The sequence below is a fragment of the Vibrio sp. SCSIO 43153 genome (assembly GCF_023716625.1).
GTDB lineage: Bacteria > Pseudomonadota > Gammaproteobacteria > Enterobacterales > Vibrionaceae > Vibrio > Vibrio rotiferianus.
The window spans coordinates 2847080-2859379 of the sequence record NZ_CP071855.1 but is presented as its reverse complement, the minus strand read 5'-3'; the positions used below and the strand labels follow the sequence as shown (position 1 = coordinate 2859379).

11 protein-coding genes are annotated in these 12300 nt (G+C 45.4%); 5 read left to right on the top strand and 6 right to left on the bottom strand.

All coding sequences use genetic code 11. The features are described 5' to 3' along the window. Window position 1 precedes the first annotated feature (1 nt). From rsmE to metK, 5 genes are all read right to left on the bottom strand, one after another. Window positions 2–733 carry a 16S rRNA (uracil(1498)-N(3))-methyltransferase gene (gene rsmE / locus J4N37_RS13590; RefSeq protein WP_038886322.1) on the bottom strand — a complete coding sequence of 244 codons (732 nt, stop codon included), beginning with the start codon at window positions 731–733 and terminating at the stop codon, window positions 2–4. Window positions 734–879: 146 nt separating this feature from the next. Continuing rightward, window positions 880–1575: a deoxyribonuclease I gene (gene endA / locus J4N37_RS13585; protein WP_010450340.1), complete on the bottom strand. Its 696-nt coding sequence runs from the start codon at window positions 1573–1575 to the stop codon at window positions 880–882. 149 nt (window positions 1576–1724) lie between these two features. After that, window positions 1725–2222, bottom strand: coding sequence for a SprT family zinc-dependent metalloprotease (locus J4N37_RS13580; RefSeq protein ID WP_045389730.1), 498 nt, complete (start codon window positions 2220–2222; stop codon window positions 1725–1727). Window positions 2223–2289: 67 nt separating this feature from the next. Next, window positions 2290–3087 (bottom strand): DUF2189 domain-containing protein, encoded by a 798-nt coding sequence (locus tag J4N37_RS13575; RefSeq protein WP_010450336.1) that lies wholly within the window; start codon window positions 3085–3087, stop codon window positions 2290–2292. A 282-nt stretch (window positions 3088–3369) separates the two neighbouring features. Continuing rightward, complete coding sequence (gene metK, locus J4N37_RS13570; RefSeq protein WP_045384532.1) at window positions 3370–4524, bottom strand: methionine adenosyltransferase; 1155 nt, start codon at window positions 4522–4524, stop codon at window positions 3370–3372. Between the two features lie 368 nt (window positions 4525–4892). On the opposite strand from metK, the gene tkt reads away from it, so the two are divergent. After that, window positions 4893–6887 carry a transketolase gene (tkt, locus tag J4N37_RS13565; protein WP_252041178.1) on the top strand — a complete coding sequence of 665 codons (1995 nt, stop codon included), beginning with the start codon at window positions 4893–4895 and terminating at the stop codon, window positions 6885–6887. A 50-nt stretch (window positions 6888–6937) separates the two neighbouring features. On the opposite strand, the gene J4N37_RS13560 is transcribed toward tkt, so the two are convergent. Continuing rightward, window positions 6938–7174: a hypothetical protein gene (locus J4N37_RS13560; RefSeq protein WP_010450330.1), complete on the bottom strand. Its 237-nt coding sequence runs from the start codon at window positions 7172–7174 to the stop codon at window positions 6938–6940. A 199-nt stretch (window positions 7175–7373) separates the two neighbouring features. Here J4N37_RS13560 and epd point away from each other — a divergent pair, with 199 nt between their 5' ends. The 4 genes from epd to mscS all read left to right on the top strand — a co-directional run bounded on the left by epd (window position 7374) and on the right by mscS (window position 12281). After that, window positions 7374–8411, top strand: coding sequence for an erythrose-4-phosphate dehydrogenase (epd, locus tag J4N37_RS13555; protein ID WP_038886328.1), 1038 nt, complete (start codon window positions 7374–7376; stop codon window positions 8409–8411). Between the two features lie 153 nt (window positions 8412–8564). Continuing rightward, window positions 8565–9725, top strand: coding sequence for a phosphoglycerate kinase (locus J4N37_RS13550; RefSeq protein ID WP_005436484.1), 1161 nt, complete (start codon window positions 8565–8567; stop codon window positions 9723–9725). 155 nt (window positions 9726–9880) lie between these two features. Further along, window positions 9881–10957, top strand: a complete 1077-nt coding sequence (gene fbaA / locus J4N37_RS13545) for a class II fructose-bisphosphate aldolase (protein WP_010450326.1) — start codon at window positions 9881–9883, stop codon at window positions 10955–10957. Between the two features lie 457 nt (window positions 10958–11414). Then, window positions 11415–12281 (top strand): small-conductance mechanosensitive channel MscS, encoded by an 867-nt coding sequence (gene mscS / locus J4N37_RS13540; protein ID WP_010450324.1) that lies wholly within the window; start codon window positions 11415–11417, stop codon window positions 12279–12281. Window positions 12282–12300 lie beyond the last annotated feature (19 nt).

Sequence of the window (12300 nt, the reverse complement as noted above, 5' to 3'; positions counted from 1 at the left end):
TTTAACCAAGATCGCCGAAACGAACTTGTAAGGCTGTAATTGCTGTCAGAGCCGCAGTTTCGGTGCGCAGAACGCGAGGACCGAGTAGCGTCTCTTCAAATTGGTATTCGCGAGTCATATCGATTTCGTCGGAAGATAGACCGCCTTCAGGACCAATCAATAGACGAACTTTTTCAACAGGCGTTGGCAGAGTGTTTATCGAGTACTTCGCACGAGGGTGAAGGTTCAGCTTCAAGCCGTCGTACTCTTCTTGGCACCACTCTTCTAAACTCATGATCGGGCGAATTTCAGGTACTACGTTGCGACCACACTGTTCACACGCACTGATCGCAATCTTTTGCCACTGAGCCAGTTTCTTCTCAAAACGTTTTTGATCCAGTTTTACGCCGCAACGTTCAGAGATAAGTGGTGTAATGGTATTTACGCCAAGCTCTACCGATTTTTGGATGGTGAATTCCATCTTGTCGCCACGCGAAATAACCTGACCAAGATGAAGATCAAGTGGTGACTCAATGTCGCTCTCTACGCGTTCAGTGATCTCAACCATTACATTCTTTTTGCTGACTTCGCTGATGACTGCTGGGAATTCTGCGCCGCTACCGTCAAACAGTAGGACTTCTTGCCCTTCTTTCATGCGCAGCACGCGACCAATATGGCCGGCAGCATCGTCGCTCAGAGCAATGATGCCAAGTTGTTGAATGGTTTCTGGATGATAAATTCGAGGGATACGCATAGTGTTTCGATTTCCTGCATACGCGAGTGTTTAGACACTAACATGGATGCTTTCCACCGAAAAAACAAGGGGCAAGAGGCGTTTCCATTGCAGTAAATGACAACGCCTCAAACTACGGAGGTGTATCGCGATAATTGCAGGAAGAATTACAGTGCGCGACAAGCCTCTTGAACGAATGGGTTGTGGTTGCCTTGAATCTTAGCAATGCGCTCATCACGCTCACATTCCCACTTGTCTACAGGGTAGGTTTTGTTCCAAGCACTCATTAACTGAGTTTGTTGTTTCGAAAGTTTGAAGCCGTACTCTTTACTCATGTAGAGGTAAGTACGTGCAATTGAACCACGCGCGCGATCGGGCGGCATGACTTTACGCTGCTTAAAGTTAACTTGCATTTCACAACGACCGTAGCTTACGCCGTCCATACCGTTCCACTGACTGAAGTTGTAGTTTGAACGGTCGCCGTTTACCTCACCGATAGCCGGAGTCAGGTTGTGGAGATCAGCTTCCATTGATTTGAAAACTTTGTCGTTTCTTGTGCAGTTTTTGCGTCCACCATTTTGCCAACACTGACGCTGGTGGCCGAATTGCCATGCTGGGACAACGTGCTCCCATTCGATGCGTGATGCGCGCTTTTCTTGCTTACGAACTTGGTAGCCGCATGAAGCAAGATCCGGTACGCCTTTCTTACCTTGCCATTTGATGTCACAACCACAGTAGAAGCTGGTTGGGTGATCGGCGTAAATTTTTACCGCTTCACGCTTAGCCGCAGAGAAAGAGCTTGGAGGTGCAGCCATTGCCGCACTAGAAAGCACAAGTAGGAATAAAGAGAACAGGTATTTCATGATTAAAGTCTTTATAAAGTATGACTTTATTCATTCTAACACGCATAAATGGGCTTTAGTGATGAGTAAGTTAACAGTAGAACTAGAAAAGCAGTGCTTTGAGTTCGAATGTCTCTCTTTCTGGAACAGAAAAGTGGATGCTCGTGGCTTTAGGAGAGCTGCGTGCCAGTAAAGCTAAGTGGTTGGCGGCATTTTTGGCATGAATACACCGCTTCTTTGCGAAGAACTTTGTTATGGCGACGAATCGATAACGGGTAGGTCATACAGCTACATTGGTATTCAAAGGTTTTACCTTGCACAGAGGCCACATCGAAGCTGTGAGTGGTTTTGGCTGGGACTTTGAACACGGCTTCCATTACGCCTTGCCACTCCTTTCCGTGCGGGCGAACTCGACCGTAGACTTGATAAGTAATGAGATGCGCGACTTCATGTGGGAGCACTTCTTCAAGAAAGGCTTGAGGGTTTTCTTTAAAGAGTTTTGGATTCAATCGAACCTCATTCAGCTGTAAGTAGGCTTTTCCTGCGGCTTTGCCACGTACATTGAAAGTCAGGGATGGAATGGGGAAAGAACGTTGGAAAGCTTGTTCTGCCATGGCGATGCAATCGGCCATCACTTGCTTGGCTTTGTAGCTCAGTTCTATATCCACGATTCACCCCATTTACTCAATAAAAAAGCCCCCGCATTGGCGAGGGCTGGATCATAGCATCAGTTTTCTAAGGCGTGTGTTTTTTCTTAACAGTCGCGTGGTACGCATGCCATGTACCGTAACCTAGGATTGGCATAGTGAAGAGCATACCAATACCGTATGTCGCAAAGCCAATTAAGATGCCGCCACAAATAATGGCTGCCCATACGATCATCGCAGGAATGTTGGATTTTACAGCGTTGAAGCTGGTGAAAACGGCTGTCATCATATCAACGCGACGTTCCATCATAAGTGGAATTGAGAAAGCAGAAATGCTGAACACCACACATGCCAAGACAAAACCGACTAGAGAACCTATAACCAAAAATGGTAGGAATTCAGTAAGTGGAGCACCTTGCACAGAAGGGTATAGAGCGTGAAGTAGTGCGGCGATTCGCATCCAGAAAATCATACACACTGCGAGCATAACGGCGAATGCCCATTGGGAGGTGGAGTTGCGCCCAATGGCTTTCATTGAATGGAACAAGCTTGGTTTGTGTCCGCGCTCTCTCTCCCAACTTGCGTCATATAAGCCGAGTGCTAGGAATGGGCCGATTAGCATGTAGACAATTAGACTTGGCATCACTACCAAGTGTGTGCCTTGCCATTGCACCAGCAACACAATGCCGATCGCGGCCGCCATAAAACAGATGCCGTAAAAGGCACTGATGATCGGCATGCGGACAAAGTCGTGCAGGCCTAGAGCGAGCCAATGGAATGGTGCAGAAAGATTCACGGTATTGCATGGAATGGTTCTGGCGTATTCGTTATCTGGAACTTCCTTTCGCTTATTTTGGAAGTCAGATGGATTTACGGTACGAGGCATAACTCCTCCTTGATTTATTCCCACGGTGGCACCTAGGCCATAAAAGATGGTTGGCTGACGTTTTTCATGACTCTGTTTAGCCACGTGAGCCTGCATCACAGCTGTTTACGTTATATACATCGAAAGTGCATTTAACATTATGTTAACTATTGGCGGAGATGGAGCAATTTACAAATAATTGCCGAATTTTTGTTCAAGGAGAAAGAGAGAAAAGAATGGACAGGTCTAAAATAAAAAGCCCTCGCCAGAGGCGAGGGCTTTATCGATTCTTGCGTGGCTTGATTACTTGATGCCAGCGAAATCGCGTAGGATAGCTGCTTTATCTGTCGCTTCCCATGGGAACTCTTCGCGACCGAAGTGACCGTATGCTGCTGTCTGCTTGTAGATAGGTTGAAGCAGGTTAAGCATTTCCTGTAGGCCGTATGGACGTAGGTCGAAGTTTTGACGAACCGCTTCAATGATGATTTCGTGTGATACTTTCTCAGTACCGAACGTTTCAACCATGATAGACGTTGGATCAGCAACACCGATTGCGTAAGAAAGTTGGATTTCACAACGGTCAGCCATGCCAGCTGCTACGATGTTTTTCGCTACGTAACGTGCTGCGTAAGCTGCTGAGCGGTCTACTTTCGATGGATCTTTACCAGAGAATGCACCGCCACCGTGACGAGCTGCACCGCCGTAAGTATCTACGATGATTTTACGACCAGTTAGACCACAGTCACCCATTGGGCCACCGATAACAAAACGACCGGTTGGGTTGATGAAGAAGTTCGTGTCTTTAGTGATCCACTCTGAAGGCAATACTGGCTTGATGATCTCTTCCATTACTGCTTCACGTAGGTCAGGTGTTGTTACTGAATCGCAGTGCTGGGTTGAAAGAACAACAGCATCGATACCAACAATCTTACCTTGGTCGTATTGGAACGTTACTTGAGATTTCGCATCTGGGCGAAGGAAATCTAGTTTACCGCTCTTACGAACTTCAGCTTGTTTTTGAACAAGACGGTGAGAGTAAGTAATTGGAGCTGGCATTAGGATTTCAGTTTCGTTCGTTGCGTAACCAAACATGATGCCTTGGTCGCCCGCACCTTGCTCTTTAGGGTCTGCTTTATCAACACCTTGGTTGATGTCTGGAGACTGCTTACCGATGGTGTTTAGAACCGCACACGAGTTCGCATCAAAGCCCATGTCAGAGTGAACGTAGCCGATTTCACGAACTGTTTCACGAGTGATTTCTTCGATATCAACCCATGCAGAAGTCGTTACTTCACCACCAACCATAACCATGCCGGTTTTAACGTAAGTTTCACAAGCCACGCGTGCTTTTGGGTCTTGCTCAAGAATTGCATCAAGAACTGCGTCAGAGATTTGGTCTGCGATTTTATCTGGATGACCTTCTGATACCGACTCAGAAGTGAACAGGTGCTTAGCCATGATAGCTCCAATCTTAAGGTTTACTCATGGCTAACTAACGCAAGCTTGCCACGAAAAATACAATACAGTTTGTAGGTGTTTCTACATCTAGACGTCTATTTTAATTTCCCACGGTCGAATTACAAGCTCTTTTTCGATTTGAATTCGTCTAGCTTATTACCCAATCGTTTGCTTTTGATGGGGTGAATTTTTAATAAATTCACCAGTAACTGCAAAAAGATTGAGTTAAAACCGCAAAAATGGTGAGTAAAACGTTTGCAGTCAGATTTTGGCTTTGAGAGAATATTGCCCGCACTTTTATACTCAGCTCGCTAGATGAAAGTGCCCACATTCCTTTATCAATTCGCTTAATGCACTCAGGAGCAGACATGTCTTCTCGTAAACATCTGGCAAATGCAATCCGCGCTCTTAGCATGGATGGTGTTCAACAAGCTAACTCTGGCCACCCAGGCGCACCTATGGGTATGGCTGATATCGCTGAAGTTCTTTGGCGTTCTCACCTAAACCACAACCCAGCTAACCCAGAGTGGGCAGACCGCGACCGTTTCGTACTGTCTAACGGTCACGGCTCTATGCTGATTTACTCTCTACTGCACCTGAGCGGTTACGAGCTGTCTATCGACGATCTTAAGAACTTCCGCCAGCTTCACTCTAAGACTCCTGGTCACCCAGAGTACGGCTACGCACCTGGTATCGAGACAACAACAGGCCCTCTAGGTCAAGGCATCACTAACGCTGTTGGTATGGCGATGGCTGAGAAAGCGCTAGCAGCTCAGTTCAACAAAGAAGGTCATGACATCGTTGACCACTTCACTTACGTGTTTATGGGCGACGGCTGTCTGATGGAAGGCATCTCGCACGAGGCATGTTCTCTTGCTGGTACGCTAGGCCTTGGTAAACTGATCGCATTCTGGGATGACAACGGCATCTCTATCGATGGTCACGTTGAAGGTTGGTTCTCTGACGATACACCTAAGCGTTTTGAATCTTACGGCTGGCACGTAATCTCTGCTGTAGATGGTCACGACTCTGAAGCGATCAACGCAGCAATCACCGCTGCGAAAGCAGACCCTCGTCCAACACTTATCTGTACTAAAACTATCATCGGTTTTGGTTCTCCAAACAAATCAGGTTCTCACGACTGTCACGGTGCACCACTAGGTGCGGAAGAAATTGCAGCAGCACGTGAATTCCTAGGTTGGGAACACCCAGCATTTGAAATCCCAGCAGACGTATACGCAGAGTGGGATGCGAAAGCTGCAGGCACTGAGAAGGAAGCAGCTTGGAACGCGAAGTTCGAAGCGTATGCAGCAGCTTACCCAGCAGAAGCAGCAGAGCTTAAGCGTCGTCTAAACGGTGAACTTCCTGCACAGTGGGAAGAGAAGACAAGCCAAATCATTACTGACCTTCAAGCTAACCCAGCAAACATCGCATCACGTAAAGCATCTCAAAACGCACTAGAAGCGTTTGGTCAAATGCTTCCAGAATTCATGGGCGGCTCTGCTGACCTAGCGCCTTCTAACCTAACTATGTGGTCTGGTTCTAAGTCTCTAGAAGCGAACGACTTCTCTGGTAACTACATCCACTACGGTGTACGTGAGTTTGGTATGACTGCGATTATGAACGGTATCGCACTACACGGTGGTTTCGTTCCTTATGGCGCAACATTCCTAATGTTTATGGAATACGCACGTAACGCTATGCGTATGGCTGCTCTGATGAAAGTTCAGAACATCCAAGTTTACACGCACGACTCTATCGGTCTTGGCGAAGATGGCCCAACTCACCAACCAGTTGAGCAAATGGCATCTCTACGCCTGACTCCAAACATGAGCACATGGCGTCCATGTGACCAAGTTGAGTCTGCAGTGGCATGGAAACTAGCGATTGAACGTAAAGATGGCCCATCGGCGCTTATCTTCTCTCGTCAAAACCTAGCGCAACAGGAACGTACGGCTGAGCAAGTAGCGGACATCGCGAAAGGTGCTTACATCCTGAAAGACAGCGATGGCAAGCCTGAGCTAATCCTAATCGCGACAGGTTCTGAAGTTGAACTAACAGTGAAAGCAGCTGAGCAACTAACGGCTGAAGGTAAGAAAGTACGCGTTGTTTCAATGCCATCAACAGATGCATTCGATAAGCAAGACGCAGCTTACCGTGAATCAGTACTGCCATCAGACGTAACAGCTCGTATCGCTGTAGAAGCGGGCATTGCGGACTTCTGGTACAAGTACGTTGGCTTCGACGGTCGTATCATCGGTATGACAACGTTTGGTGAATCTGCGCCAGCTGACCAACTGTTCGAAATGTTTGGTTTCACTGTAGAAAACGTAGTGAATACAGCAAAAGAACTATTAGCGTAATTTAGCGCTAGAAATGAAAAACCGAGCGTTAGTGCTCGGTTTTTTTGTGCCTATTCAAATTCGTTTCCCCAGTTATCCTTCTCTTTGTGTCCACATTCCTTACAAGTGACATAACGATCCATATCGTAATAGTGACCGCCGTTTATCAGGGTATGAGCCCAAAGTTTTAAGGTTCCAAGAATCGATTTATCCGTATCGTAACTGCTTGGTTTACGGACCAGCACCTCTGAGTGTGGTGTTTCTCTATTGCATCGCTTGCAAAAGTGAGCAGCGGGAAAACCTGACATACGCATTTCCTTTTGGTGGTCAAACAAGGAGTTAAAGTGCCAAGCGAAACATGCGGTGTCAGAAATTAATATATTAGTGCAGTGAATATTTCGTGAAGTGAAAAGATAGTTTACCGCGAGTGAGATCACTTACTTAATGCGTTCAGTCTGCGTATCAGGTACTATCTGTGCCACGAATTTTTAGTGAGGCGAAGGATAAATGCTAAAGGTTGCGATCAATGGATTTGGGCGTATCGGTCGTAATGTACTGCGAGCAGTATATGAGAGTGGTAAGCACCAACAGATTAAGGTTGTGGCGGTAAATGAGCTGGCACAGCCAGAAGCGATGGCTCATCTTCTTCAATATGACACCAGCCATGGCCGTTTTGGAAAGAAAATCTCTCATGATCAACAGCACCTTTTTGTTCACCATGACAGTGGCGAGTTTGACCCCATCCGTATTCTTCACCTTGCTGAGATTGAATTATTACCATGGCGTGACCTCGAAGTTGATATTGTTCTCGACTGTACTGGTGTCTTCGGCTCACAAGCAGATGGCCAAGCCCACATTGAAGCTGGCGCTCAAAAAGTACTGTTTTCACACCCTGGTGCGAGCGATCTCGATAACACCATTATCTACGGTGTGAACCACGAAACTCTGAAAGACGAACACCGCGTGGTGTCCAATGGTTCATGTACCACCAACTGCATCGTTCCAATTATCAAAGTCTTGGATGAAGCCTTCGGCATTGAGTCTGGCACCATCACAACCATTCATTCTTCAATGAACGATCAGCAAGTTATCGATGCTTACCATAATGATTTGCGTCGCACCCGCGCGGCCAGCCAATCCATCATTCCAGTTGATACCAAGTTGCATAAGGGGATTGAAAGAATCTTCCCGAAATTTTCCAACAAATTTGAAGCAATTTCGGTTCGAGTACCAACTGTAAACGTCACTGCGATGGATTTAAGTGTCACAATTAGTACAAATGTGAAAGTTAATGACGTAAATCAAACCATTGTTAACGCATCTCAGTGTACATTACGTAACATTGTTGACTATACTGAATCGCCACTCGTTTCTATCGACTTTAACCACGATCCCCATAGTGCAATTGTGGATGGAACTCAGACCAGAGTGAGTAATGGGCAACTCGTAAAAATGCTCGTTTGGTGCGATAACGAATGGGGCTTTGCTAACCGGATGCTGGATACCGCCTTAGCAATGCAAGCTTCTTCACAAGTGGAGCAATAAGAGTGAAGTAGCGATGGAGAAAATTTTTATTTTAGACCTTGAAATAAATTTGACGTATCTCCATATCAATAACCAGTTTGAAGAATTAACGGGCTTGGCAGGATTGCCGGGTTTTTAAAAACTTTAATTATTTAATATTTGAGAGGACACATCATGTCTGTAATCAAGATGACTGACCTGGATCTTGCAGGTAAACGTGTATTTATCCGTGCTGACCTAAACGTGCCAGTAAAAGACGGTAAAGTAACTTCTGATGCACGTATCATCGCATCTCTTCCAACTATCAAGCACTGTCTAGAAGCAGGCGCTAAAGTAATGGTTACTTCTCACCTAGGTCGCCCAACTGAAGGTGAATACGCTGAAGAGTTCTCTCTACAACCTGTAGTTAACTACCTAAACGACGCACTAGATTGCGAAGTTAAACTTGCGAAAGACTACCTAAACGGTCTAGAGCTAAACGCTGGTGAACTAGTTGTTCTTGAAAACGTTCGCTTCAACAAAGGCGAGAAGAAAAACGAAGAAGAACTATCTAAGCAATACGCTTCTCTATGTGACATCTTCGTAATGGACGCGTTCGGTACGGCTCACCGTGCACAAGCATCTACTCACGGTGTTGGTATGCACGCAGACGTAGCATGTGCTGGTCCTCTACTAGCGAACGAACTAGAAGCACTAGGCAAAGCAATGGACAAGCCAGCTCGTCCAATGGTTGCTATCGTAGGTGGTTCAAAAGTTTCTACTAAGCTAACTGTTCTTGAGTCTCTATCTAAAATCGCTGACCAACTAGTTGTTGGTGGTGGTATTGCTAACACATTCATCGCAGCTGCTGGTCACAACGTTGGTAAGTCTCTATACGAAGCAGACCTAGTTGAAACAGCTAAGAAGCTAATGGATGAGTGTGCAATTCCAGTAGCAACTGACGTTGCATGTGCGAAAGCATTCGACGAGAACGCAGAAGCTGAAATCAAGCACGTTTCTGAAGTACAAGACGACGATATGATCTTCGACCTTGGTCCAGATTCAACTGCTGAACTAGCAGAAATCCTTAAGAACGCTAAGACTATCCTTTGGAACGGTCCAGTAGGCGTATTCGAATTCAAGAACTTCGAAGCAGGTACTAAAGGTATCTCTGAAGCTATCGCAGCTTCTGAAGGCTTCTCTGTTGCAGGTGGTGGTGACACGCTAGCAGCTATCGACAAGTTCGGTATCAAAGCTGACGTATCTTACATCTCTACTGGCGGCGGTGCTTTCCTTGAGTTCGTAGAAGGTAAAGTACTTCCAGCAGTTGAAATGCTAGAAGCACGCGCTAAGTAATAATCGCAAAGCGGGGGAGTTATCTCCCGCTTTCTTGTTTGCTGCAACGAGAGTGGAACTCTGCTAGAATAGCCTCAGTTGTGAGCAAACGTTTGCAAGATTTTTCAATTTAACAAGTTTTGTTTAAAAAACGACAGATAAATAGGATTACATCCATGTCTAAGATCTTCGACTTCGTAAAACCAGGTGTTATCTCTGGCGATGACGTTCAGAAAGTATTTGAAGTAGCAAAAGAGAACAACTTTGCACTTCCAGCAGTAAACGTTGTTGGTACTGATTCTGTGAACGCTGTACTAGAAGCGGCTGCAAAAGTTAAAGCTCCTGTAGTTGTTCAGTTCTCTAACGGCGGTGCTGCTTTCTTCGCTGGTAAAGGCGTTAAACTTGAAGGTCAAGGTGCTCAAATCCTTGGTGCTGTAGCTGGTGCTAAATACGTTCACGCTGTAGCAGAAGCTTACGGTGTGCCAGTAATCCTACACACTGACCACGCTGCTAAGAAACTTCTACCATGGATCGACGGTCTACTAGACGCTGGTGAAGAATTCTTCGCTCAAACTGGTAAGCCTCTATTCTCTTCTCACATGCTAGACCTTTCTGAAGAGTCTCTAGAAGAGAACATCGAAACATGTGCTAAGTACCTAGAGCGCATGGCTAAAATGAACATGACAATCGAGATCGAACTTGGTTGTACTGGTGGTGAAGAAGACGGCGTTGATAACTCTGATATGGACGCTTCTGAGCTTTACACTTCTCCAGAAGACGTTGCATACGCATACGAGAAACTAAGCGCTGTTTCACACCGCTTCACTATCGCTGCGTCTTTCGGTAACGTACACGGTGTTTACAAGCCAGGTAACGTTGTTCTAACTCCAACTATCCTACGTGACTCTCAAGCATACTGTGCAGAGAAGTTTGGTATTGCACCTAACGCTCTAAACTTCGTATTCCACGGTGGTTCTGGTTCTACTGAAGCAGAAATCCAAGAGTCTATCGGCTACGGTGTTATCAAAATGAACATCGATACTGATACACAGTGGGCTACATGGGATGGTATCCGTGCATACGAAGCGGAAAACCGCGATTACCTACAAGGTCAAATCGGTAACCCAACTGGCGAAGACGCACCAAACAAGAAGTACTACGATCCACGCGTATGGCTACGTGCTGGTCAAGCTTCAATGGTAGCTCGTCTAGAGAAAGCATTTGCTGACCTAAACGCAGTAGACGTACTATAATTCGTCTTAACTGAGTTTCTAAAAACCCGCTCTTAGAGCGGGTTTTTTTATGTCTAAACTATGAGACTTCCGACATTCTCCATGTCTGAGCAATTGATAACTAAATCAACTGCTATATGATCACCTCACTTCATATCCCTTCGTTTTTACGTAAATTTCGAAACCCGGTCTATTTCGACGCCAAGTAGCATAGAACTGAGCAAAAAGTGTGGCGAAATGTAAAACCTTTGCGTACTCTGTAACAAGCCAATATCAGAAATTCCTGATAAATCTTTGTTTTGCATATCTTTGCGAAACTCTGACTTTGAAAAAATTCAGTTTTGAGATATTGTGCCAAAAATCTGACACTGTTCAGTAAAACAATAGGGATGTTGTTGTAGATAAGAACCTATAAAAAACAAGGTTCATAAGTTAACGGCAATTAGATTTTTATATCTTTATTTTGAGGATACGAATTATGGCAGGTGAATCGATGGGTATCGATACCTCTTTAACAGATGGTTTGAGCAAAGCTGAAACGTGGCTAACCAATAACTCAGATCTTCTTATTCAGTACGGTGTGAACATCATTTCTGCACTACTGATTCTATTTATCGGTAACATTATCGTTAAAGCAGTAGCGAATAGTGTTTCAAAAGTACTTGAAAAGAAAAAGATGGACAAAGCGGTTGTTGAATTTGTCCACGGTCTAGTTCGTTACCTTCTATTTGTTATTGTACTTATCGCGGCACTTGGTCGTGTAGGTGTTCAAACAGCATCTGTAGTTGCAGTAATTGGTGCGGCAGGTCTTGCAGTTGGTCTTGCTCTACAAGGTTCACTTTCTAACTTTGCAGCGGGCGTATTGATTGTTGCATTCCGTCCATTCAAGTCTGGTGACTATGTGGAAATTGGTGGTGTGGCTGGTAGTGTTGAAGCAATTCAAATCTTCCAAACTGTACTAAAAACACCTGACAACAAGATGGTTGTTGTGCCTAACTCATCGGTTATCGGTGGCGCAATCACAAACTACTCACGTCATGAGACTCGCCGCGTTGACTTGGTGATTGGTGTATCTTACAAAGCGGATCTTAAGCAAACTAAGCAAGTGATTCGTGAAACGCTAGAAAAAGACCCTCGTATCCTGAAAGATCCAGACATGACGATTGGTGTGCTAGCACTAGCAGATTCTTCAGTGAACTTCGTGGTTCGTCCATGGTGTAAAACCGCTGACTACTGGGACGTTTACTTCGATTCTACTTTAGCAATCAAAGAAGCGTTGGATGCAGCTGGCATCGAAATTCCATTCCCACAAATGGATGTTCACTTGAACAAAGTTGAAGCTTAATCACTTCGATTGAGAACAT